The following is a 26,199-nucleotide window of genomic DNA, read 5'->3' as shown; positions in this document are numbered from 1 at the left end:
CCTCACAACTATTTTAAATATAATTTAGCGTTTATAGCCCTAGTATTAACGGGCTTTAACAGCATTTTGGTTAAATTGCAAGTATGAAAGCAGCTACGGTAACGCAACTCAAAAAAGAATTAAAACACAAAGATGAAGAAGAACTGCTTCAAATCTGTTTGCGGCTGGCAAAATTCAAGAAAGAAAACAAAGAATTACTCACCTATTTACTTTTTGAATCGGATTATGAGGCGGGTTATGTTGCCAGTGTAAAAGAGGATATTGATGACCAGTTTGAATCGATAAATAATAAGAATTATTACTGGATGAAAAAGTCTGTTCGTAAAATCCTAAGGGAAACTAAAAAGTACATTCGCTATTCCGGAAACAAAGAAACTGAAGTGCAACTCCTGATTTATTTCTGCGAAAAAATGAACACGGTTAGACCTGCGATTCGGAATAATAATACGCTGCGTAATCTCTATCTTAGACAACTGGAATACATCCATAAAAAAATTGAAGCACTGCACGAAGACCTGCATCTTGATTATTATAACGCACTAGAAAATCTAAATTAAATGACACAATTACAACTGAACAACCAAGCGGTTTCAATAGATAAAGGACAATTATCAAGTTATAAAAAGGATGATCACGAATATATACATCAGGTAGGAAGTCCCGGCTGGGGAAAATCTGATGATGAGATGTTTCCGGTTATTGGGCCTACCGATGAAGCACATTTTAAAGTACAAACCCCAAAAGGTGAAGCCATTTTAGATCAGCACGGTTTATTGCGTGAACTTACGTACAAACTGACCAGCTCTACAGAAACTTCTGCTGTTTTTGAAAAAACATATAAAGCCGAGACCAAAGTCAAAAATTCAAAATTCCCTAAAAAATCTACAGAAGAATGGCTGTCATGGCCTTATGATTTCGTCTTTAAAAAACAATTCAAGCTAAGTGAAAACGAGCTTAAAATCGAATTTATTATCAGCGGAGAAAAAGGAATGCCGTTTATGCTGGGGTATCATCCTGCATTTAAACTACATACGGAAACGCCTATAGTTCAAAATGCAAAAAAAGAGATTTCTTTAGAAGAGATTATGGCTGTGGGAAGCCGGGCCTATCAAGTACCAGATTGTAGCGAAATCAGTTTAAGAGATGATAAAAACATAACGCTTAAATCTGAAGGTTTTGGCAACTTTATGCTCTGGACTGAAGTCACCAATATGCTCTGTATAGAGCCTATTAGTTTTTATCCTTACGCGGTAAAACAAGAAAATTTACACGAAGGTTTTCAGACTTTAAATAATGGTGAAGTTCGATTTACAGTTAAATTAAAATTAAATTGAAGCAACCATTCTCCTGATTTGCATCTATATAGAAAACAATCTATTATGAAACATATATTAACGCTAGTTCTTTTATGTATTTGTCTGTTTTCCTGTACCAATGATGATGATGAGGACAGTCAAACTGTAAACCTTAAAGTAAATCATTATCGCAATACTGGTGTAGGAGAAGGTCAATATTTGACATTGCTAATTCAGGAAGAAGAAGCTATTGGTTCTTCAGAATGGAGCAGACTATACAGACCCATAGAAGATTTTAACTATGTGCCCGGCAAGATTTATGACCTTACTGTTGAGAAAATGAAAGTAAAAAATCCTCCCGCTGATGGGAGTTCTATACGCTATAAGTTAATTCGTATCAATAATACAGAAGATGTTGATGCTGATACAACTTTTGAAATCGACCTTAAAAGTCACGGTAATAACTTTGTCAGATTGGACTCCGGTTTTAGCATTTTAAACGAGATAGAAATTGACTGTAACCTCTTATGTGATGAAATGACTCAAAAACTAGAAACTCAAGATCGAGTTATTGGTAATTTTAAACACGCTTTTCCTAATGGAATAGTTTTGTTAGCTATCAATTAGATCTAAACCAGGGCATTCCTCAAAACAGTTACGGGATGTACTGCTTCACGCTGCGTCCCGTCTTTTATTTGATGTCTGCAGCTTGTTCCGGGAGCTACGATCAAAGTTTCGCCAGTAGCCTTCCTAACCGCTGGAAACAAAGTTTGCTCCCCTATTTGCATACTTAAATCGTAATGTTCTATCTCGTATCCAAAAGATCCCGCCATACCACAACATCCAGACGGAATAATGGTTGGTTTAAAATTAACTGGTAAATTGAGAATATTAAACGTATGCTCTATACCGCTCAATGCTTTTTGATGACAATGCCCGTGGATTTTAAGTTTTTTTGATTCGGTAGTAAAAGAGGTTGCTTTAATACGTTCTGCTTTGATTTCAGCATTTAGAAATTCATCTATAGTAAATGTATTTTTCGCAAGCTTTTTAGCTGCTTCAACATCTTTTGCCAGCCTGATGTATTCATCTCTAAATCCTAAAATAGCTGAGGGTTCAATACCAATTAATGGATGTTCTTCATCAATTAAATCTTTAAAAGTCTGAATGTTTTTCTGAGCAGCTTTCCGTGCATATTTTAAAAAACCTTTTGATATAAAAGACCTGCCACTTTCTGCGTGGGTTACAATGCGTACTTCATAATTCAACCGCTGCAATAAGATCACTGCATCTTCCCCTATCTGAGCGTCCAGATAATTAGTAAACTCATCGGCAAATAGATAAACGGTCTTTATAGGATTTTTTGGATTGAATGCTCTGAGCTTTTTAAAGCGCTTCCGTAAGGTTCTTTTTGCCAAAGGCGGAAGACTACGCTCTGGAGCTACTTCTAAAGTTTTTCTGATGAATTTACCGCTCAATTTGGCTTTGTACAATCCGTTTGTGATACCGGGAAGCACCGCAGCAAATTTGTTTAAATACGCATTAAATGCAAAAGCACGCGTTCTTAACGAACTTCCATTTTCTTTTTTATATTGATATTCAAACTCTGCTTTAAGAGTAGCGACATCAACATTACTGGGACATTCACTCGCGCAAGCTTTACAGCTGAGACAAAGATCAAATACGGCTTTCAATTCCTTATGATTGAAGCTGTTTCTACGCTCAGAACTCGTTAAAATTTCACGGAGTGCGTTAGCTCTGCCACGCGTAGAATCTTTCTCATCACGGGTTGCACGATAACTGGGACACATTGTTCCACCGGCTTCCGGCATCTTTCTACAATCACCAGAACCGTTGCATTGCTCTGCAGCTCTTAAAATCCCCTGAGTATCACTAAAGTCCATAAGCGTTTCAATTTCCGGCTCGTCACGATCTGGTGTATACCGTAAATGCACATCCATAGGTTCTGAGTTTACCAGCTTTCCGGGATTGAAAATATGTTGAGGATCAAAACTGTTTTTAATGCGTTTTAAGCGCTCATAATTGGCACTGCCTAACATCAACGCTACAAACTCTCCGCGCACGATACCGTCACCATGCTCGCCGCTCATAGAGCCTTTATAGTTCTTTACCAACTGTGCGACCGCAGTAGTTATCTGTCGAAATAAAACAACATCATCAGCTTTCTTTAAATTCAAAATAGGTCGCAAATGCAATTCACCGGCTCCAGCATGAGCATAGTATACCGCATCCTGTTTAAATTTTGCCATTAACGCACTAAACTCTTTAATGTAGGGCACAAGATCCTCTAAAGCTACCGCGGTATCTTCAATACACGCCACAGCCTTGCGATCGCCTACGATGTTACCCAATAAGCCCAAGCCTGCTTTGCGCAATTCAAGAGCTTGCATAATCTCAGACCCTTCTAAAGTAGGATAAGCATAACTTAAGCCTGAAGCTTCTAGAGTTGCAATCAATTCTATAGCTGCTTTGCGAGCCGTATCAAGTGTTTCAGCGCGTACTTCAAGCATCAAAATCGCTTGTGGATCACCTGCTATAAAAAAGCGGTTTTTTTGTTGCTCGCGGTTGTTGAGCGTGCAATCTAAAATAACCTTATCCATCATCTCACATGCGTACAGCTTATGTTGCATCGCCGGGGCAACAGCCTCTAAACAGGCTTCAATACTTTCAAAATGCGCCGCGACCATTACTCCATTTGCCGGTGGTAATTCATCGAGTTTTAAAGTGATTGCTGTTGTAAAAGCTAAAGTACCTTCGCTTCCTGCCAGTAGTTTGCACATATTAAAGTGCTCAGAGCTACTTGCTTCAAAAACTGAATTATCAAGCAATGCGTCTAATGCATAACCGGTGTTTCTACGGTGGATTTCAGGCTTGGGATAATGCTCGCGAATATCCTTTTGGGATTCAGGATTTTTTAATTCTTCAAAAATACTTCTATATACATCGCCTTCTCTACTTTTTAATTTCCGCTTTTGCGAAAATTCTTCTGGTGTGATTTCAGTAAATAACGCTTCCTTTCCGTCACTCAGGAGCGTTTTAAGCTGAACTACTTTATCACGCGTTACTCCATATTGAATAGAGGTTGTTCCCGAAGAATTATTTCCCACCATACCGCCTATCATACAGCGATTTGATGTTGATGTATTCGGCCCAAAAAATAAGCCATGTGGCTCCAGAAACCTGTTGAGTTCATCCCGAATCACTCCCGGTTGAACAGTAACCGTTTTATTGACTTTATCAAAAGAAATGATCTCAGTAAAATGTTTAGAAACGTCAACCACAATACCATCTCCCACGCATTGACCGGCAAGCGAAGTCCCTGCTGTTCGCGGTATTAAACCAACCTGATGAGCACCTGCAAATAAAATGAGATGCTTTAGATCATTTTCATTTTTTGGAAAAGCAACAGCCAGCGGCAACCTGCGATAAACTGAGGCATCTGTAGCATATAAATGCTTGTACAAATCATCGTGAACCAGGTTTCCTTCTAAAGAATTGGCAAGTGTTTTTAAAGCTTCTGACAGGTGTGAAATCATAGGCTAAAGTTACAATTATTCCTCTTGAAGCCATTAACAAATGATTAGATAAGCTTAACAAAATATTGGCGCAGTACGTGTAAGCACAGCGGTTTTCTAGAATTACATTTGCAGTACTAACATTTAAAATAATTACAATTATGAAAAAAGTATTAATTGCGTTTGTACTTATTGCAGGATTTTCATTTACATCACAAGCTCAGGATATTGCAAAAAATGCATTAGGTCTTAGATTGGGTGATAATGATGGTTTTGGTGCCGAGATATCTTACCAAAGAGGCTTAGGTGATAACAACCGTTTAGAATTGGATTTAGGTATTAGAGACGGAAATAACTATGACGGATTTAAACTTGCAGGTCTTTACCAATGGGTATGGAATATTGACGGAGGTTTCAACTGGTATGCTGGTGCCGGTGGTGGTCTTGCATCTTATGGTTATGATGACAATCGTTATGATGACGACACTTTTGTATTTGCAGCAGGTGATATAGGTATTGAATATAATTTTGATATCCCGTTAGTTCTTTCTTTAGACTTTAGACCTGAAATTGGTTTTGGTGACGGTAATGATTATTATGACAACGACGATTTAGATTTTGATATCGCACTAGGTATACGTTATCAGTTTTAATCAATCAAAAATAGAAATATAAAAAAGCCGAGAATTTTAAAATTCTCGGCTTTTTTATGCGTAATCGTGAGTTCTTCTAGGTTAAAGACTCTTTAGTTTTGGGTTGGTTTTTAGTAATTGCTTTAGCATAAACCTCTTCATACATCGGTACAATTTTTTCTATACCAAACTGCGTTGCTTGCTGTCTTGCCTGCAATTTAAATTGAGCCAGACTATCGTTTGTTTTTAGAATTTTAAGCGCATTACTCGCCATATTATCAACAGCTCCTACATCACTTAAATAGCCTGAAAAACCTTCAGTATTTACTTCAGAAAGTCCCCCAGCATTTGAGGAAATCACCGGCACTCCATGTGACATCGCTTCAAGCGCAGCAAGACCAAAACTCTCTGCCTTAGAAGGAAGCAAAAACAGATCAGAAAAACAAAGAATCTTATCGATCTCATTACTGTTTCCTAAAAAAATCACTTTTGAAGCAATACCTAATTTTTCAGTGAGAATCTCTGCAGGAGCTCGTTCTGGCCCCTCTCCTACCATAATAAGTTTTGCTGGTATTTTCTTTTGAATAGCATAAAATGTCTTAATTACATCAGGAATACACTTTACCTCCCGCATATTACTGATGTGTGTAATTATACGTTCATTTTCAGAAGCCATTAATCCGCGTTGACAATCTGTAAACGAATTTTTAACCGTACTGAGGTCTATAAAATTAGGTATTACCTTGATCTTTCTTTTGATATCAAATAAACGATTGGTATCGTCTTTTAAACTCTGTGAAACCGAAGTCACCACATCACTTTTATTAATACTGAAAGTTACTGCCGGTTTGTAAAAAGGATGATTTCCTACTAAAGTAATATCGGTTCCATGCAAGGTTGTCACCATAGGTATGGTTATTCCTTCTTGCTGAAGCATTTTTTTTGCCATATAACCTGCATATGCGTGCGGTATTGCATAATGCACGTGCAATACATCTATATGATAGGCTTTGATAATGGTAACCAGTTTACTGGAAAGTGCTAACTCATAAGGTTGAAAGTGAAACAGCGGATACTCCGGTACATTTACCTCGTGAAAAAATATTTTCTCATTAAGAAGATCAAGCCTAACGGGCTGTTTATAGGTAATAAAATGAACTTCATGACCGCGTTTAGATAACGCGATACCCAGCTCTGTAGCAACAACACCACTACCTCCAAAAGTGGGATAACAAACTATAGCAATTTTCATGACGTAAAATTACCAATTATTACGTCAGCTCAAGAATTAAAATTCTGGTTTTAATCATTATTTAGGGTCAGAATCATGGCATTACAGCATTTTCAATGACTTCTTGAATACGTGTTCTCAAGTTTGAAGAAATTAGCTTTCTGTTATCTGCCGTAGGAAAAGTACGATTTGAAAGAAACACGTAAATGATCTCTGTATTGGGGTCTGCCCAGGTAAACGTACCGGTAAAACCACTATGACCAAAACTCGACTTAGAGACACAACCGCAAGTAGGACCAGCTGTACCCAGCTGAGGTTTATCAAAACCTACGCCTCTACGCACTCCTTCAGAACAATAATAGCAGGTATTAAATGTGTCCATAGTAGCTTTTGAGAAATAGCGTTTTCCACCATAATATCCATTTTGCAGATACATTTGCATCATCTTGGCAACATCGTTAGCATTACTAAAGAGACCGGCGTGACCACCTATATTATCTTCCATAGCTGCACCCATATCATGCACATAACCTTGTACCTGCTGCATACGCCAATAGGTATCATTTTCTGAAGGCACAATATTATTTTTTGCGATGCGCTCAAGAGGTTTATACCCCATATTATTTGCTCCAAGAGAATTGTAATAATACTTCTGCGTCAAACCATTCAAATCATCTCCTTCTGTATCTTCAAGATATTTTTTAAAAAGAAAATAAGACAGATCGCTATACTTATAAACCCGTCTGCTTAACAAGTCTGAATCTGCAATAATTTTTACAATCGTATCCGGGTAATCATTGCGCAGGTACATATCCTCTGCAACTTTTATATCAAAATTATCTTCAGGTCGGGTACGATAGTATTTTTTTGAAAGCTTTCCCGATTCATCAAACGTTGCAGTGTAAAAAGGTATCCAAGGTTTGAGTCTGCCATAATGCGACAAGACTTGTTTTACGGTGATATTTTGTTTATTAGACCCTTGCAATACCGGAAGTAAGGTCCCTAATTTGTCATTTAAAGTCAGCTTTTCTTCGTCGTAACGCTTCATAAGAAGCGGTAGCGTAGCCAGAACTTTTGTCATCGAAGCCAGATCGTAGACATCATCAAGTGATACTTTTTGCTTTTTAGTATAAGTATGATATCCAAAGCCTTTCTCATAGATCACTTTACCGTGACGTGCTACAAGGACCTGTGCTCCAGGAAACATAATATCGGTAAGGCCTTCTTGCATCAGTTTATCAATTTTGCCCAGTTTTTTAGAATCCATCCCTTCTTCTTCAGGGATACCATATTTTAAACGGCGCAGTGATCCGGTCTCGTAACTGGTATTGATCCTGAACTCATCTCCTATAGAAACCGGAAGCTTCCCCTCGGCACCAATAGCGCCAAAAATCAGTTGAGCACTCAAATCCTGGGCGATCTCACTATTTTGGTAAGACATAATCACGCCTTCAATATGCTGAGTGTTTTTCAATTTTAAAAGCGCATATGGCCTCACGAAAACATCTAAAACTGTTTTTTTCTCAGCTGCAATTGCTTCAATAGTTGCTATGTCTTGAGCCGAAAAAGAATAAGATTTCCACGGATTATCATTAGAGCGGTGAAAACCGATAATCACATAATTAAAGTCTTTCAGCTTTGGAAGTAGCTCTGTTGCAGAAGAACCGGTGATTTTTGTTATTTCAGCATATTTTTTTAAAGATTGAAAAAATGTATCTCCGCTATCATCTCCTAACTCTACATAGGCGATTTTCTTGTCATCAAGATCTTTTACAGGCAAAATCGCCTGACTGTTTTTCAGAACGGTAAGAGCGCTGGCCATTGCTTTGCGGTAAACCACTTCATCTTCAGCTTTGTTGAGATCTTCGTAAAGATTTGCAGTTTCAACCGGCTGATATTTATTTAAACCTACCTTAAACTTTGCAAATAAAATCTTCTTTACGGAACGTGATAATCTGGTTTCTGTGATTTCACCTTTATTATAAGCTTCTTCTATTTTTGCAACCGCTTTTGGTACATTTTCGCTGATAAGCAAAATATCATTTCCGGCTTTAAAAGCCTCCAGATCAATCAATCCAGGCTCTTTATAATTAGAAGCACCTTTCATGTTCAATGCATCAGTAAAAATCAGGCCTTGAAATTTGAGGCTATCTTTTAGCAAACCGGTAACCACTTTGTGAGAAAGAGAAGTTGGGAAACCTTTTCTACTTTCTAATGCCGGAACGTTAAGATGCGCGACCATAATGCTTGCAATACCCGCATCGATCACCTTTTTATAAGGATACATCTCTATAGAATCTAGTCGCTTGCGCGTAAAGGGTATTGTAGGCAGAGTTTTATGCGAATCCTGATTGGTATCCCCGTGTCCCGGAAAATGTTTTGCACTACCCAAAACTCCAGCTCCCTGCATACCTTTTATAAAGGCCACACTTTTATCGGTAACATTATCACGGTCTTCTCCAAATGATCGATTACCGATTATTGGATTTTCTGGATTGACATTGATATCTACAACCGGAGCAAAATTGATATGCACCCCCATTCTTTTATTGTGTAAGCCGATCTGGCGTCCCACCTGCTCAACTATCTTATTGTCTTGGATAGCACCCAAGGTCATATTCCAAGGGAATGCATAAGTAGAGTCTAAGCGCATGGCAAGCCCCCATTCAGCATCCATCGCAATCATCAATGGAACTTTACTTGCCTCTTGAAACTCATTATTGAGTTTTGCCTGACGCATAGGACCACCTTTAGAAAAAATAACGCCACCTATATGATTATTTTTGATCAAGGTCTTTATAGCGTCAGTCTTAGACTTTGGGTCGCTACTAAAAACATCAACCATAAACAACTGACCTATTTTTTCTTTTAAGGTCATGGAGTCGTAAATGCTATCTACCCAAGCTTGTTGTTCAGAGAGTTCTTTTGCAATTAATGGATTCTTGGTTTGTGAGTAGCCCGTAAAGGCCATTATGAGTACTACTCCTAAGAGTAAACGATCTTTTAGCATATAATTCTTTTTATTTAAAGAAACGGCTGTGCCAGCTTTCTATTGCAGGCACTTCCCAATGTTCTAAATATTCCTCTTTAGTATTCACTAAATTATTGAAAACAGTAGTGTTTTTACCTACAGCACCATCTTTTGCCATTTTTTTAAAATCTGCAAGCGGTTTAAAGTGTAGTCGATCATTTTGAATATAGGTCACATTCATTTTATCGAGAAGAGAAATATCAAACTCCTTCTCCAACTGTTGTATAAAATGTACTTGCGCATCTATAGAACAGCCACTTGCTGAGCTGGCGCTTTGGTCTAGTGCAATAGCGATAAAACGATCGTATTTTATTTCGAAACCCGCATTAAGACTTGCTCCGTGAGCCGTCCACTGCTGTAGAAATGCAGTCAAATATTGCTGAAGTTTAGGAAGTTCTTCTTCTGAAAATTTACGGTCGCTTTGGTAAATCCATAAGCGTGCATTATCTGGTAATTCTTTAAAAGGAGTCAACATAAAGTTAAGAGAAATTTATTCTCACAAACTTAAGGTTTATATAGCATGCCTTTAAAAAAGATAGTGTTAAAAGGCTCTAAAATCAAAGCTTTATATATAAACATAAGCAATAAATTAAAAGAGCATAAAAAAAGCCACCCTAAATAGAGTGGCGTTTAATAATTAAAAATAAGTTTTAATTATAAATCTTCAGCACTGGCTATCATCTCTGCAATATCCAGAACTTCAACTTTGTTTTCTTGTTCTTTATTTTTAACACCGTCTGTCATCATCGTATTGCAAAACGGGCAACCGGCTGCAATAACTTCTGGTTTTGTTTCTAAGGCTTCTTCAGTACGCTCGATGTTTACATCTTTAGTACCCGGCTCAGGCTCTTTAAACATTTGAGCTCCACCTGCGCCACAACAGAAACCTTTAGTCTTACAACGTTTCATTTCTATAAGTTCTACCTCGAGCTTCTTTAGCAAATCTCGTGGAGCTTCATAGATACGATTAGCTCGTGCTAAATAACACGGATCGTGAAAGGTTATACGCTTTCCTTTAAACTTCCCTCCTTCTACCGTTAAACGACCTTCTTCGATTAACGCTTTTAGAAATTGGGTATGATGCAGAACTTCGTAATTGCCTCCCAGACCGGGATATTCATTAGCAATTGTATTGAAACAATGCGGGCAAGCTGTGACAATTTTTTTTACTTCATACCCATTAAGCACTTCGATATTAGTGACCGCTTGCATTTGAAATAAAAACTCATTACCTGCACGCTTTGCCGGATCACCGGTGCAGCTTTCTTCGGTACCTAAAACCGCAAAATCTACCCCCGCTTTTGCTAGTAACTTAACAAATGCTTTAGTGATCTTTTTTGCACGGTCGTCAAAACTTCCGGCACAGCCCACCCAGAATAAAACTTCTGGAGATTTGCCCTGTGCCATATATTCTGCCATCGTAGGTACTTTGATAGCTTCTGCCATAGATAATTGTTTTATACGTTAGTGTCTAAAATCAGTCCTTAAACACTTCAATAGTTACATCTTTTTCTACAAGATCTGTAAACTTCCCTTTATAACGGGTAGCTCTTACCAAGTGATTGTCAATCCAATGATAATTACCGCCACGAGGTTTACCCATTAGTAAGCTGTGATAGTTAAAGCCGTGTTTGTTTAACCAATTTTCGGTTACTTCACGGTGCTCTTCTGTACGTGATGTAAAGAAGCAAATGATATGACCTTCATCGTACCATTTGTTTAAGGTAGCTAAAGCATCAGGAAACGGCTCACAAGTCCCCATACGCTCTGGTTCTTCGTTAGGAACATCTTCAGTAATTGTTCCGTCTATGTCAATGAGGTAGTTCTTAACCCCATCAGGTAACACAGGACTTACGTGCTCTCCGTCTTGAAGTTTTTCACTTAACATTTTTTCTACTTCCTCTTTTTTCATGAGTTCTCTATTTAGATATTTACTGGTTGGTTACTAGTTCTCATTAATCCAATTTGCCCTGTCCATTTGATTAAATGGCCACGGTGCTGCATTATTTTCGATATTGGTCATCGCGTTATTTAAATCTGTTGGCGCAGCACTCTGCTCCATCACAAGATATTGACGCATATCCATAATTATAGACAACGGATTAATACCTACCGGACAAGCTTCTACACACGCGTTACACGTAGTACACGCCCATAATTCTTCACGGCTAATATAATCATCTAATAATTGTTTGCCGTCTTCTTTAAACGATCCTTTATTAGCATCTATATTTTTACCGATATCTTCTATACGATCACGGGTTGCCATCATAATTCTACGCGGCGATAATTTTTTACCTGTTTGATTTGCCGGACACTCGCTGGTACATCTACCACACTCTGTACATGTGTAAGCATTGAGCAGTTGTACCCAACTTAAATCTGTAGCTTCACTGGCACCAAACTTAGCAGGAACCTCATCTTCAGCACCTTCTTCAGGCATTGCATACGGGTCTGCATCAGGATCCATCATCAATTTAACCTCATTAGTTACAGCTTCCAGATTATCAAATTGACCTTGTGGCTTCAAACGTGCAAAATAGGTATTGGGAAAAGCCAATAAAATATGCAGGTGCTTAGAATAGTATAAATAATTAAGGAATACCAAAATTCCTAAAATGTGAATCCACCAACTGGTACGCTCAATAAGTATTAGGGTCGAAATGCTTAAGTTTTCAAATAAAGGTGCAATAAACTGACTAACAGGAAAAGACCCAATAATACCCGAAGCGCTAGCGTAGTGCGCAGCGCCTTTAGTCTGAAGCGTTAAATCTGCAGCGTTCATGGTTAAAAATAACACCATTAAAACCACTTCAAAATACAATATCAGATTGGCGTCTAATTTTGGCCACCCTTTCATCTCGCGATTGAGAAACCTCTTTATATGTAGAATATTTCGACGTATCCAAAAAATGATAACACCTACTAAAACAAGCAATGCAAAAATTTCAAAAACAGCGATTAAAAAATCGTAAAATCCTCCTAAGAAACTAAAGATTCTATGTGTACCAAAAATCCCGTCGATAATAATCTCAAGAACTTCAAGATTAATAATGACAAAACCTAAATATACCAGTACGTGAACGATACCTGAAACTGGTCTTCTAACCATTTTATATTGCCCTAGAGCAATTTTGGCCATATTCTTCCAACGTTGTGGTTTGTTGTCGTTACGGTCTTCATCACGACCTAACTTGATATTACGAATGAGTTTTTTAATATTCAGCACAAAAAAACCAACTCCTGCTGCAAGAGCTATAACAAACAAAATATTAGGCAGATACTGCATAAGTTTTATTTAAGTGAATCTTTTGGCTGCTCATAAGAACCGGGATTTTTACCAAAAACTGAAAAATGCACATAGCGCTTTGGATTAAGCTTTATGTCTTGCATCAACTCTTCCATCTGTTTTGTGGCACGCTCTAAATTGTTATACATCTGGTCGTCATTGATAAATTGACCAAGCGTTCCCTCTCCACGTTCTATTTTAGATGATATGCTTTCAAAGTCTGCAAGAACGCTCTCCATTCTTATAACTAAAGCATTGATATCTACTTTTGAGAGACTATCACTCACTTTATTAAAATTAGCAGACATTTCATCAAGATTAGTAAATGTTCTTGACAACTTCTGATCGTTATCTGCAAGTAGCTTATTTAGACTAGAAGAAGCCTGCTTAAAATTGGTAGCAGTTGCATTAATATCTTCTATGGTTTCTCTAAGATTCTTACGCGTTTTCTGATCTAAAACATCAGATACACCAGTCAAAACAGAATCTGTACTGTTTATCACAGATTCTACCTTAGCCTGAAGTGGGGTAAGACGTTCATTTACAAGCTCAAAAATACCTTCATCAATGGTACCTTCAAGTGTATCACCAGATTCTGCTGCTTCTCCCTGCTCATAGTCCGGAACGATAGATAAGTTTTTACCACCTATCAACCCACCTCCATAAATCTGAGCTTTACTTGCTTTAGAAAACTGAAAATCGTTTTGAATATTAAAGGTCACTAACAAATCTCCCTGAGAATCTGCAAAATCTATAGATAAAACCTTACCTACAATAAGACCATTTATAGTAACATTAGAACCTGGCGATAAACCTTCTACATTATCGTAGATGGCGTAATAGGTACGGTCGTTGTTCAACAGGTTATTGCCTTTTAAAAAGCTATAGCCAAAGATTAGCAGAGCAATAGCAACAACTGCTAAAAGACCTGTTTTTACCTCTCTAGAAATGTTCAATGTAATATTTTTTGATGAGCCTCAAATTTAGGAATAAATTCTATTAGGGCTTCGTACGCTAACTTTTATTTATAAAATCATTAGCGTTTTGCTTAATACCATTTTTAAAAGCGACGATGTATGCTGTCTTAAACCCTTTAGCCTGAGCTTCACGCAACATACGCTCTATTTCTGTATAATTTGAGGTGTCGCCATAATAATACTTATACAATTTACCTTCTTTAGATCTAGAGATCCCACGCAGTCCTTTAAAGTTGTATGGTTTGGGATCAACACTTTTACTACTTGCCGCAATTTGTACTTTAAAGATCGCCCCTTCTACAACAACATCTTTTACTTCAGCAACGGGTACTTCCTTTTGAAGCCCTAAGAAGTTATTGGTTAATACATTCTCTTTATATTTTTCAACAGCTTGCGCTATAGCATGAGCAATTTCTCTCTGACCACTTGAAGAATTTAAAAATCTACCTTCGTCGTTATTGGTTATAAAACCAGTCTCAATAAGAATACTAGGCATAACGGTTTGGTGCAAAACCACAAATCCTGCTTGCTTTACACTACGATCTTTTCGCTTCAGTTTCTGTCTAAAATTATCTTGAACATAACTCGCCAGCTGTATACTCTGATCTAAAAACTCTTCCTGCATCAGCGTAAGTCCGATTACAGATTCTGGTGAATTCAAATTATACTGGGCATATTTTTCTTCATAATTATCCTCTAGATAGATCACTTCGTTTTCGGCCTTAGCCACCTCAAAGTTTGTTTTATTACGATGCAATCCTAATACGTATGTTTCTGCTCCAGAAGCTTGTGAATTGTGTGCATTGCAATGTACCGAAATAAATAAATCTGCTTCAACACGGTTTGCAATATGCCCACGTTCTTCAAGACCTATAAAAACATCTGTTTTACGGGTATAAATCACTTCTATATCCTTTCGCTTTTGAAGCTCATCACCTATTAATAAAGCAATCTTAAGGGCAATATCTTTTTCTTTAATACCATTTCTCGTGTTTTTACCCGGGTCGTGACCACCATGACCGGCATCTATGACGACGATAAATTTTTTAAAATCATCGGGCTTGAGGTTGGCAAAAACCTTTTTTGAAGGAATTATAAAAAGAAATACTAATATATAGATTGCGGTCGTTCTCATATTTGGGTAACGTCAATTAAAGTCTAACTATTTTATATACTGCCTGGGATTCGTATACTTGCAGCCAGAGCTTAGAAATTATAGTCTTTTAGAATTTGAAATCAAAGATTTTTCCCTTGAGTTTAATTCGTCCATATTTAATGGTAATACTTTAGGGCTTCTAAAAAATAGATGTAATTTTGGCACTTTGATTTTTGCCCTTACATTTACAAAAATAGTATTAATCCCATTGCAAACAAAGATCCTTTCAGTACTGCTAGTTCTAGGCTTAAGCCTTTTATACTGTGGGTCTTTATGGTCTCAGGAACTACCGGTTAACACGCTTAATAAGATACCTGCAGACACCTCTGGCGTTAACTCCCGCTTAAAACCTAAGGGAACCCTATTAACGGAAGAAAAACCAGAATCTCAGCAAGACAGCACTTTACAAGATAGTATCGCTACTCCCAGAGAAGCATTAACCGATATTGTCAAATACAGTGCCACTGATTATTCTAAATTCAATAGAAGAGAAAATAAACTCTATTTGTACAACGAAGCACAGATCAACTATACAGACATTAACATTACTGCGGGGCAAATAATCGTAGACAATAATACCAACACGGTTTTTGCTAAAGGAATTAAAGATTCTACAGGTTATACACAAGGACCTGTTTTCGTTCAGGGAGCAAACACTGTAGAACCTGATTCTATTAAGTATAATTTCAAAACTGAAAAAGCCCTCATTTACGGTTCGCGTACGCAGCAACAGGAATTCTATATTAAAAACGAAGTGAGTAAGCGGGTAAATGATTCGGTCGTTTTTATGAAAAATGTTCGTTTCACTACAAGTGAAAATGAGGAGGATCCTGAATACTATTTTTACGCCCGAAAAGTAAAATTTGTTCCCGGAAAGAAAATCGTAACCGGCCTTGTAAACATGTTTGTTTACGATGTACCTATTCCACTTGGAGTGCCTTTCTCTTATTTTCCTATGGAAAAAGAAACCAGTGTTTCTGGTTTTATAATGCCATCCCCGGGACAAACCAATGAAAGAGGTTATTTTCTACAAAATGGAGGGTACTATTTTGCCGTTAACGACTATATGGATCTCACCTTAACGGGGGATTATTATACGAATGGCAGTTATGCGCTAAGAGGGAGTAGTTCTTACAGGAAGCGGTACAAATTTAGTGGTAATGTAAACATACGTTATGAAAGACTCTTAAACGGCGAGCGAGGCCTCCCCAATTTTGCAGAGACAAATACCTACAACATACAGTGGTCGCATAGTCAGGATTCTAAAGCAAGTCCTAATTCTCGCTTTTCCGCATCGGTTAACTTAGGTAGTAGTAATTATTTTACCCAATCTACGAATATTGACAACACCGCAAGTCGGTTAACAAACACCCTGAGTTCATCAGTATCCTATTCTAAAACCTTTCAGACAGTACCTCAGGTCAACCTTGCTTTAACTGCAAGACATTCTCAAAATACCCAGACGCAAGTAATTAACATGACCTTACCCAGTCTGCAATTAAATGTAGACCGTATTTATCCTTTTGCTCCCAAAAGCGGTTCTAAGAAAGGGTTTATTCAAAATATAAACTTCAACTACAGCGGTAGCGGTGAAAATCGTATTGTAACTACAGATAGCTTATTTTTTACTGCACAGATGTTTAGAGATGCAGATCTAGGCATTCGCCACAGTATTCCCATTACTACCAACTTTAAACTTTTTAAACATTTTAGTGTTTCTGCAAGTACTAATTATCAGGAAAGTTGGGTTTTTGAAACGATAAATCAAGGTTACGACCCCAACCTTCGGGAAGTTGTACGCGACACTGTTAATGGCTTTGATTCTTTTAGAACGTATAACTTCAGTACCAGCCTGGGTACGACAGTTTATGGACAAGCTAATTTTGGGGATGATAAAAAAATTCAGGCAATACGTCATACGATGAAACCTTCTGTTTCTTTTAACTACAATCCGGCATTTGATCAATATTACGAGACGTATCTTGCTCCTGAATTGGACGACCCTAATGGCGATTTAACGCGTGAGGTTACCTATTCTCGATTTGAAGGTGGTTTTTATGGGGCACCTAGTAACTTTAGTTCTAGTGGTATCAGTTTTAGCGTAAATAACACGCTTGAAGCTAAAGTGCGTGATAAAGATAGTACCGCCATTGAGCCAAAAAAAATAGATCTTATTAGTAATCTGGCTATATCAACAAACTATAATTTCTTGGCAGATAGTTTAAGATTGAGTCCGGTTTCTGTGAGAGGAACAATCCCCATTATTCAGAGTAAATTGAGCGTCAACTTCAATATGACACTTGATCCTTACGCGTTAAACAACAACAACAAACGTATTGACAAACTCAATATCGCCAATGGCGGAAGCCTTTTTAGACTTACCAATGCTAGTGCAAACTTTGGATATTCGTTCAGCAGCAAAAGCTTTGGTAAAGAAAATGACGACCTGGAGGATGAAAACACTCAAACTTCCCGAAATGGTGGTAGGCGGGATAATTTGTTAGGTGAAGACAGCAGACAGCTTCAGAATAAATTTAATGATACCGAAGGTGCAGAAGAAGATCCTGATGAAAAACAAAAATTATACAATTACACCATCCCGTGGAATTTACGGGTAAATTATAACGTGAATTATGGAAATGCGGCACGCCAAGATCTGATTACTTCTCATGCGATAAACTTTAGTGGAGATGTTGAGTTGGGCGAAAAATGGTTTGTTGGAGCTTCTTCCGGTATAGATCTTACTACAGGAAAATTCACACCTACACAATTAAGATTTGCTAGAGATCTAGAGAGTTTCAATATGACTTTTGCCTGGACTCCTTTTGGAACCTATGCATCGTGGAATTTCTTTATAGGTATTAAATCTAGCGTCTTGAGCGATTTAAAATACGAGCAACGCCGCACGCCAGATCAACGTCTTTAAACTAACCTGAAAACCTTTTACATTATGAAAAAAATAATCAGCACTTCAAACGCCCCAGCACCAATAGGCCCATACAACCAAGCTGTTTTTGCTGGCGGAACTCTTTATGTTAGTGGTCAAATTCCACTCAATCCGGAAACCGGAGAATTAGTAAGTGGTGATATTGCTGCAGAAACTAAAATGGTAATGCAAAACCTAAAAGCCATTCTCACCGAAGCCGGACTTACATTTGAAAACGTAGTTAAGAGTTCAATTTTTTTAAGCGATATGAATAGTTTTGCTGCTGTAAACGAAGTTTATGGTACTTATTTTGACGAGCAAACTGCTCCTGCACGTGAAACTGTAGAAGTTGCAAATCTTCCGAAGTTTGTAAATGTAGAGATTTCTATGATTGCTATTAAGTAGATAAAACCTTTATTAAATAAAAAAACCTGAAAGAATTATTCTTTCAGGTTTTTTTATTTAAAGCTTTTTGGTTATCACTATACCATCATGTAGTTTTTGTGATATGCTACAAGGCCTTCAATAGGTCTTTTTAAAACTTTACCTATTTCCAAGTCATACTCACTTAAAAGTGATTTCAACTCATCTTGTAGATAAAATGATATCGAACCTACAAAATGAACCGGAATTTCTTTAGCATTATCAAACTGAAGAATCTGGTGCTCAATAAACAGTTTAAAACCTTTTCTGATTAACTTTTTACAGTAATCATGGTCTTTATTTGTTATTATAAAACGAGCGAATTGTGCTAAATACGTGTTTGGGTTAGGCATTTTGTATAAATGGTTTTTTATACTCTCTGCTGTAAGATCAAACTGTTTAGCAAATTCGTAAGCCAGTTCCTTAGGTATTTTATTAAAATGAAAATCACGTAAAAGCTGACGCCCAAAATAATTACCACTACCATCATCCATAAGGATGTAACCTAATGAGGTAACTTTTTGCTCTATATTCTCACCATCATATAAACTGCAGTTAGAACCTGTACCTATAATACAAACAATTCCTGCCTCGTTTCTCTTAGTAGTAGCATAAAGCGCAGCATATGTATCTTCTTTGATATTAATTTCCTGAGCTTTATCAAAAAAGTCTTCAAAAACACCCTTGATTAATTCTTTGGGCTTGTGAGTCCCGCATCCTGCACCATAAAAGTGCACGTGTGTCACATCATGACGATGTTTATACAGCTCGTAATTGTTAATGATACGTTCTGTTAAGATCTCTGCAGACAAAACCTGTGGATTTAATCCAAAAGTTTGCGTTTGAAAAATCTCTGCGCCTTCAGCATTTAATGCGATCCAATCTGTCTTTGTCGACCCGCTATCTACTAATAATATCATGTGTCATAAGAGTTTAAAAAAGCCCTTAAACTATTGAGTCCAAGGGCATGTATTCAATTAAAGCGATTATAGAGCGTTAACGTATTCTGCTAAGTCTACTAATTTATTAGAATATCCAAACTCATTATCATACCAAGATACGATCTTGAAGAATTTAGAATTCAACTCAATACCAGCACCTGCATCAAAAATACTGGTGCGTGCATCACCTACAAAATCTTGAGATACAACTGCTTCTTCAGTATAACCAAGAACTCCAGCCATCTCCCCTTCAGAAGCTGCTTTAAAAGTCTTCTTGATATCTTCGTAGCTTGTATCTTTAGAAAGCTTCACGGTTAAATCTACTACTGATACATCTGTAGTAGGAACACGGAAAGCCATACCTGTTAATTTTCCTTTCAATTCAGGAATTACTTTAGTTACTGCTACAGCAGCACCAGTACTTGCAGGTATAATATTTGCCATTGCAGAACGACCACCTCTCCAGTCTTTCTTAGAAGGACCATCTACTGTCATTTGAGTAGCAGTAGTTGCGTGTACAGTTGTCATTAAAGCTTCTTCGATGCCGTAAGCATCATTAAGAACTTTTGCTAATGGAGCAAGACAGTTTGTAGTACAAGAAGCATTAGAAACGATCTTATCACTTGCTTTTACATCTTTATGATTAACACCCATAACAAACATAGGTACATCTTTAGAAGGAGCAGAAATAACTACTTTCTTAGCACCAGCTTGGATGTGGTAATCTGCAGTTTCCATAGAAGTAAAAATACCTGTACACTCTGCTACAACATCAGCTCCTACTTCATCCCACTTAAGGTTTTTAGGGTCACGCTCAGCAGTAATACGTACAGTTTTACCATCTACAACAAGATTACCGTCTTTTACTTCAACAGTTCCGTCAAAATTACCGTGTACTGAATCGTATTTTAAAAGGTATGCTAAGTGTTCTACATCGAGTAGGTCATTAATCGCCACAACATCTACGTTATCACGTTTTACAGTTGCTCTAAAAACGATACGACCAATACGGCCAAAACCATTAATACCTAATTTTAAATTTCCCATCTTATTTACTATTTGATTTCTATTACTAATTATGTGGTCATTATTTCAGACACACGAACAAGTTCTTTATTAATATGTGTTTTTCCTTTAATTGCTTTCTCAAGCGGATAGAGTTTCATTTTTTCATGCTGAATCCCTACCATATAATTGCTTTCTCCTTCAAGAAGAGATTCTACAGCTTTCACCCCCATTCTACTTGCGAGAACACGATCGTAACAGCTAGGAGAGCCACCGCGTTGCATATGACCTAAAACAGCCACTCGGACGTCATAACCTTCAAGGTTTTCATCTACATAATCTTTTAGTTCAAACACATTTTTACCAGTCTTATCACCTTCTGCGACCACAACAATACTTGAAGTTTTACCACTGGCTTTACTGCGTAGCAAAGATTCTAATAATCGATCTAGGCCTAAATTCTCTTCAGGGATCAATATTTCTTCGGCTCCTGCACCTACTCCTGCATTCAAGGCGATGTGCCCCACATCACGACCCATAACCTCAACGAAAAACAAGCGATTATGAGAACTTGCCGTATCACGTATCTTATCAATCGCTTCTACCGCTGTATTTAACGCTGTGTCGTAACCTAAGGTTTTATCAGTACCACTTATGTCGTTATCAATTGTACCTGGAATCCCAATCACCGGAAAGCCGTATTCTTGATTGAAAACAAGTCCACCGGTAAATGTACCGTCTCCACCTATCACAACAAGACCGTCAATCTTATTTTCCTTTAGATTATCAAAGGCAATTTTTCGGCCTTCCGTGGTTCTAAAGCGATCAGAACGAGCAGATTTAAGCATCGTCCCTCCTCTATTAATTATATCTCTTACACTACGCGCATCCATCGGTTCAAAATCCCCATCAATCAACCCTTCATATCCTCTGTAAACACCTACGCATTCAATTTTGTGAAATGCACATGTACGAACTACTGAACGAACTGCTGCATTCATTCCCGGGGAATCACCTCCGGAAGTCAAAACTCCGATTTTTCTAATTTTTTGTGTCATTTACTGTTGAATGAGAAGTAAAAATAGCAATTGAATTGCATTTTCCTAAGCCAAACTTGATGAATTTGGCGGCATTCGCAATTTCAATCGTTATCGTTAACAACTATTTTTTTAAAAAGGATAAAATTGGGGGATTTATAATCTATATACCCCCTTTTTATGAGATTAAAAATTTAATTAACCTCAAAATATCATATTCTCAAAGGAATATAGAAATTGTATTACTGCTCTAAACCGTTGTATGGAATTTCTGAATCTGGCTGAATGACTTTTATTTCTTCTTCAACCTCGCGAGCTTTTCCTTTGAAGATTTTCTGAATAAGCTCTTTGAATGTATTAAAATCTACCGAGTATGACAAACCAGCTCCCTGAGTATACCCCTCATTGTTTCGGGCTACGAATTGAATATCTGTCTGACGGTTAAAAATAGTCGCGCGCAGACTTCCATCTTCATTGAGTAAGAAATTTACCTCTACATCACCCACAACGGCTTGCTCACTGATCCCTCCTACCGGCACTCCCACTTTACCATTAATGATCACTTTTTGAGATATCTGGGTCGAAAGCGTAAAGCCAAAACGACCTGAAGTCTGTAAATCCGGACGATTATCTGCCTGAACATAGTCAAGACCTACATTAAATTTCCCATCCTTATCAGAAAGTAAATCATTAAAAATTCCTGAAGCGGTCTCAATTAGGTTACCATAAGCGGCAGATTGAGCGTCAATCCCATTTTGGCTAAAGAAAGATCCCTGAGTCACGAGCGAGAACGCCTGAAGTTCTCGTGTCGCACGGTTATCTAAACGATAAGCCAACTCAGAAGTCACAATGGAACTCGTATTGGGGAATTCAAAATCAAAAGTTATCTCTGGTTGAACCAGCTCTCCGTCAAGATTGATGATGACACTTACCGGTATTTTACGGTTAATAGATGGATTATCTAATAATATAGAAGGATTTGCCTGTGTTTTATAAACTGCGCTAATATCGAGCAAGGCTTCGGCAGGATTACCATCCCAACTTATTTTTCCTTCCGGAAGGATATCAAATTGTTTTTGAACAACTCCACTATACCTAAAATTGTAAGAACCTTGATAGGGTGTAAAGTCACCAAACATATTAAACTTACCGTTTGTGTTAATCTGTATCAGCAAGAAACCTGCACCTCTTCCTTTAAGTGTACTTCCGTTCACTTCATCAACTACGATTTCTACTTCAGCATCACGAGTAACTTCCAGATCAAAATTGAGCTCGAGCCCTTTGATCTCTTCAATAACAACTTCTTCACCCTTTAAACGTGCTGCTTTTTCTTTCGGACTTAAGAAATAAATTTTACTATTATCTCCAAACGACTCAGTATCACTTAAAGGAATTTTAAATACGGTGCCTTCTTCAGTTGTGGCTTCAACATCAATAACAAGCTCGTCTGTAGGCCCTTGTAACTGAGCACTTCCGCTAATAAAAGCTGTACCATAATATAGCGCAAAATCATCTGGCTCTGTATCTAAAACTAAAAGCCGATCTGTATTTACATCAAGATCAAGCTCCCAATCTCTAAAAAACTGATGACTTATGGTCCCCGAAAGTGTTCCTGTCGTTTTGTATTTGGTATCTGCAAGTGATACAGAACCAAATCTAAAATCCTGATCACTAAGACTGATTCTCGCCGTACCTTTAAAATCATAATCTGTATTCAAATAAGGAATCTCCAAACCAGCTTCTCGTAATAGAATTTCACCATCAATATCTGGATTCCTGTAATCTCCCGTCACTGAAGCTCTTCCGCTAGCCAAGCCCCGTATCGAAGAAATCACTTCACCTCCTAAAGGACTAAATGCTTTTAAATTCAATTTTCGCATCTGAACATCCAGATCTATTGCCGGTGTTGCTTTATTCACATTAATACTCCCCAGTGCAGTTAAAACCTCGACATCTTCATTAATCAGGCGGGTATTGATATCATAACTTGTGAGACTTTCATTCCCCGAAACGGAGAGGTCGAGATCTCCCATCAAAATATCATTAACCGTAAAATTTGAAATATTAACAGTACTGTTAGGTAAGTAAACACCCTCTTTCTGCAAAATATCTAGATTACCATTTACCAGACCACGCATATCTAAGCTGTCTACATACGGCATAATATGCGACAAACGGACGCTTTCGAAATTGGTTTTAATATCTTTAAACGTACTATCTCTTACAACTCCCTCAAGCGAAATACGTTCTTTATCATGAGATAAGATCAATTCTTTTATATCCCAATCCAGAAAATTATTATCAAAAACAACCTTGTTATTTTTGTTATCATCTTCATTCAACCACCACAAGTTATTTTTAAACTTCAGGCTACTTTTCTTAAATCCTATTACAGAGTTATTCTCCTCATTAATGGTATGATAAAAACTCAAATCAAAAACATCTTGCTTTGCAGGCCCTCCTTTAAACTCTGAACGAACAAACAGCGTGTCTTTTAATGTAACATTAATGAGATTAAAATCGCTTACACCATATATACCACTACCTATACTATCTGCTTCTACGTATGCATTAAAAAGCGGATTCTTATTGTCTACTCGCACATTTATAGCTTCTGCCAGAACACCATAAGCTTTAATTCTAGGAGACCTGAAGGTTAATTTAAAATCAGAATCATCTGAAACCACACTGCCTCTCAAATAAGTATCGGGTTCTAATTCAACATCAGGTACCAAAACTTCTACAATCTTGCTGTAGATCTGAATATCAAAATCCATGAATTGATTTTCAGTGATCGTTTCGGGTTCATAGTTTGTATACAAGCTACCTACAGCATTCTGAAACAAGGCTCTTACATCTCCTAATTTAAAAACTCCTGAAATCTGTCCTGAAATAATATCAGGCGAATTCATAGTTATTGTACGGATTCCGCGTCTAAAACCAGAAGTAATCACAAAATCCTGAAACTCATATAAGTCATTTGCATTTTCAAAACTTGCATTTGAAAATGCAATAACTCCGCCGGTATCATCTATGTTTGTACCGCGCATATCCATGACCACCTTACCTTTTAATACAGCAGAAGAATCTTTAAGAAAATGGAGTTTACCCAAATCTATTTGATTGATTTCTGCGGTAAAATCATAGTTATGTATCTCTTCTGACACATCTACCAAACCATCAAAAGTAAAATCTGCATTAGGATCTCTAACACTTAGTTTTCCGTCAAAAATGGGATTCTTTAAATTTCCGGAAACGGTAATTCCTTTATAGGTGTATCCTTGATAAGTAACATTACTTATGATTCCTTCTAAGCGTGTATCTAAGGTTTCGGCTTTAACTCCAGATCCATTCACTCGCATATTAAAAGTCATAGTACCCAGTTCCGGAACTTTTAAAAGCCTCCCCATATTAAATTCTTTAGCCTGTAGCATACCTACATAAGAAGCCTGTGACATATTCTGAGTATTCTGCAGGTCTATATCGGCTTCCAGAAATCCCAGATCGGTCTGAATAAGACTTTTTGTGTAAACCGTATTTTCGGTAACATTTACAATTCCGTTTAAATCAACAGTTCCTAAACGCACCAATTCTTCAGGGAGGTTAGTTCCTAAAATATTGGGCAAAAGTGCTGTTAGGTCTAGATAGTTGGTTTTTAATTGTCTGTAATCTCCTTCTATAGTAAAGGTATTATCATCACCCAATAAGCGACGGAAACGCACATTTCCTACAATACGGCTGTTATTAAAACCTGCCAGATCAAAATCAGTCACCGTAAAATCGTTGAGAGTTCCCAGCATTTTTCCGGAAAGCAATAGTTTATGATCTGCTCCAAATTCTGAATAGAAAGCTTGTAAATCTGTTGTGGATATTTCGCTTTGCGCAAAATCAATATTAAAAGTTACTCTATTATTAAAATCTTGAAAGGCATCATCTTTTGTATCCAGATAAGCATTTCCGCGAATCACCGAATGCTCTGTAGAGAGCTCCATATCATTTAAAACTATCTCTTCTGGATTGTATTTAAAATCTGTTTTAAGACCTCTTAAATTATAGCCACGATCTGCATCAAACTGCAAATCATTGATCTGAGCCGTTATCTCTACATCGTTTAGTTTAAAATCCTCAGCTAGTAAATGCAAGTTTTTATAATCTACAACAACCGGACTGTCTAAGTCCTCATCTGTAAATCTAAAATGCATATTGCTTAACTCTACTTCAGAAGAAGAAAGCTTAAATGGAGTACCCGGGGATTTACCGGTATTGAATTTCTGAGAAAACACATACAAGTTATCATTCTCCTCACCTGCATATTTTTTAACAAAGAGCTTTGCACCATTTAAATGCACATATCCCAGATTCATCTGGTTATTGATTAAAGCCCGAATACTTAGCAAACTGGTTTCTACTTCTTTTGAATAAATAAGCGTATCCTGATGATGATCTTTTATATAAACCTGCTTAATCAAAGCATTACCGTTATATTTTAGACTGATTCGCTTAATAGAGATTGAAGTCCCGTAAGTCTCGTTAATAGAACGGGTAACTTTATCTGCAATCGTAGTTTGCACAGCAGGTATAGAAAATATGATTAATAGCAACGCAAAAACACCTATTAGAATGAACAGGACTCGCGTAACTATTTTTCTTAATTTTCTGATACGTTTTTAAGTTTTAACTTTGCTACACGCTTTAATTATGCAAATAAAGCAACAGCGTA

The 26,199-nt window shown here is 37.3% G+C and carries 19 protein-coding genes; 6 read left to right on the top strand and 13 right to left on the bottom strand.

Translation table 11 applies throughout. From position 1 onward, the window contains the following. Positions 1–83: 83 nt before the first annotated feature. Genes DSM03_RS09485 through DSM03_RS09475 form a run of 3 tightly spaced genes read left to right on the top strand, consistent with a single transcriptional unit; the run spans position 84 to position 1,922 of the window. Positions 84–557 carry a hypothetical protein gene (locus DSM03_RS09485; RefSeq protein ID WP_128760280.1) on the top strand — a complete coding sequence of 158 codons (474 nt, stop codon included), beginning with the start codon at positions 84–86 and terminating at the stop codon, positions 555–557. Continuing rightward, complete coding sequence (locus tag DSM03_RS09480; protein ID WP_128760279.1) at positions 558–1,334, top strand: aldose 1-epimerase; 777 nt, start codon at positions 558–560, stop codon at positions 1,332–1,334. Between the two features lie 45 nt (positions 1,335–1,379). Continuing rightward, positions 1,380–1,922, top strand: coding sequence for a DUF4377 domain-containing protein (locus DSM03_RS09475; RefSeq protein ID WP_128760278.1), 543 nt, complete (start codon positions 1,380–1,382; stop codon positions 1,920–1,922). 2 nt (positions 1,923–1,924) lie between these two features. Here the strand turns inward: DSM03_RS09475 and DSM03_RS09470 are convergent, their stop codons facing one another. Continuing rightward, positions 1,925–4,852 (bottom strand): FAD-binding and (Fe-S)-binding domain-containing protein, encoded by a 2,928-nt coding sequence (locus DSM03_RS09470; RefSeq protein WP_128760277.1) that lies wholly within the window; start codon positions 4,850–4,852, stop codon positions 1,925–1,927. A gap of 140 nt (positions 4,853–4,992) precedes the next feature. On the opposite strand from DSM03_RS09470, the gene DSM03_RS09465 reads away from it, so the two are divergent. After that, positions 4,993–5,484: a hypothetical protein gene (locus tag DSM03_RS09465; RefSeq protein WP_128760276.1), complete on the top strand. Its 492-nt coding sequence runs from the start codon at positions 4,993–4,995 to the stop codon at positions 5,482–5,484. Positions 5,485–5,560: 76 nt separating this feature from the next. Here DSM03_RS09465 and bshA read toward each other — a convergent pair whose 3' ends face one another. The 8 genes from bshA to DSM03_RS09425 all read right to left on the bottom strand — a co-directional run bounded on the left by bshA (position 5,561) and on the right by DSM03_RS09425 (position 15,126). Beyond that, on the bottom strand, positions 5,561–6,715 hold the full coding sequence (gene bshA, locus DSM03_RS09460) for an N-acetyl-alpha-D-glucosaminyl L-malate synthase BshA (protein WP_128760275.1): 1,155 nt from the start codon (positions 6,713–6,715) through the stop codon (positions 5,561–5,563). Positions 6,716–6,788: 73 nt separating this feature from the next. Continuing rightward, the gene (locus DSM03_RS09455) at positions 6,789–9,704 is read right to left on the bottom strand and encodes a serine hydrolase domain-containing protein (protein WP_128760274.1); all 2,916 of its coding nucleotides are present in this window, start codon (positions 9,702–9,704) and stop codon (positions 6,789–6,791) included. A gap of 10 nt (positions 9,705–9,714) precedes the next feature. Further along, entirely contained in the window at positions 9,715–10,200 is a 486-nt protein-coding gene (locus DSM03_RS09450; protein WP_128760273.1) for an ABC transporter ATPase, read from the bottom strand. 179 nt (positions 10,201–10,379) lie between these two features. Continuing rightward, positions 10,380–11,171, bottom strand: coding sequence for a (Fe-S)-binding protein (locus DSM03_RS09445; RefSeq protein WP_128760272.1), 792 nt, complete (start codon positions 11,169–11,171; stop codon positions 10,380–10,382). A gap of 31 nt (positions 11,172–11,202) precedes the next feature. Next, a complete protein-coding gene (locus tag DSM03_RS09440) occupies positions 11,203–11,637 on the bottom strand; it encodes an LNS2 domain-containing protein (RefSeq protein WP_128760271.1) in 435 nt (144 codons plus the stop codon). Positions 11,638–11,670: 33 nt separating this feature from the next. Next, positions 11,671–13,014 carry a 4Fe-4S dicluster domain-containing protein gene (locus DSM03_RS09435; RefSeq protein ID WP_128760270.1) on the bottom strand — a complete coding sequence of 448 codons (1,344 nt, stop codon included), beginning with the start codon at positions 13,012–13,014 and terminating at the stop codon, positions 11,671–11,673. 5 nt (positions 13,015–13,019) lie between these two features. Next, positions 13,020–13,970 carry an MlaD family protein gene (locus DSM03_RS09430; RefSeq protein ID WP_128760269.1) on the bottom strand — a complete coding sequence of 317 codons (951 nt, stop codon included), beginning with the start codon at positions 13,968–13,970 and terminating at the stop codon, positions 13,020–13,022. Positions 13,971–14,028: 58 nt separating this feature from the next. Next, complete coding sequence (locus DSM03_RS09425) at positions 14,029–15,126, bottom strand: N-acetylmuramoyl-L-alanine amidase family protein (protein ID WP_128760268.1); 1,098 nt, start codon at positions 15,124–15,126, stop codon at positions 14,029–14,031. 229 nt (positions 15,127–15,355) lie between these two features. Here DSM03_RS09425 and DSM03_RS09420 point away from each other — a divergent pair, with 229 nt between their 5' ends. Beyond that, positions 15,356–18,073, top strand: coding sequence for a putative LPS assembly protein LptD (locus tag DSM03_RS09420; RefSeq protein ID WP_236638748.1), 2,718 nt, complete (start codon positions 15,356–15,358; stop codon positions 18,071–18,073). 24 nt (positions 18,074–18,097) lie between these two features. After that, positions 18,098–18,478 (top strand): RidA family protein, encoded by a 381-nt coding sequence (locus DSM03_RS09415; protein WP_128760267.1) that lies wholly within the window; start codon positions 18,098–18,100, stop codon positions 18,476–18,478. 77 nt (positions 18,479–18,555) lie between these two features. Here DSM03_RS09415 and DSM03_RS09410 read toward each other — a convergent pair whose 3' ends face one another. From DSM03_RS09410 to DSM03_RS09395, 4 genes are all read right to left on the bottom strand, one after another. Continuing rightward, positions 18,556–19,416, bottom strand: a complete 861-nt coding sequence (locus DSM03_RS09410) for an N-acetylglucosamine kinase (protein ID WP_128760266.1) — start codon at positions 19,414–19,416, stop codon at positions 18,556–18,558. A gap of 66 nt (positions 19,417–19,482) precedes the next feature. Continuing rightward, entirely contained in the window at positions 19,483–20,484 is a 1,002-nt protein-coding gene (gene gap / locus DSM03_RS09405) for a type I glyceraldehyde-3-phosphate dehydrogenase (protein WP_128760265.1), read from the bottom strand. A gap of 29 nt (positions 20,485–20,513) precedes the next feature. Next, the gene (gene pfkA / locus DSM03_RS09400) at positions 20,514–21,500 is read right to left on the bottom strand and encodes a 6-phosphofructokinase (protein WP_128760264.1); all 987 of its coding nucleotides are present in this window, start codon (positions 21,498–21,500) and stop codon (positions 20,514–20,516) included. A 221-nt stretch (positions 21,501–21,721) separates the two neighbouring features. Continuing rightward, complete coding sequence (locus DSM03_RS09395; protein ID WP_236643947.1) at positions 21,722–26,050, bottom strand: translocation/assembly module TamB domain-containing protein; 4,329 nt, start codon at positions 26,048–26,050, stop codon at positions 21,722–21,724. Positions 26,051–26,199 lie beyond the last annotated feature (149 nt).

This window comes from Leeuwenhoekiella aestuarii (assembly GCF_004104055.1).
Taxonomy (GTDB): domain Bacteria; phylum Bacteroidota; class Bacteroidia; order Flavobacteriales; family Flavobacteriaceae; genus Leeuwenhoekiella; species Leeuwenhoekiella aestuarii.
This window is presented reverse-complemented; position numbering and strand designations above follow the sequence as displayed.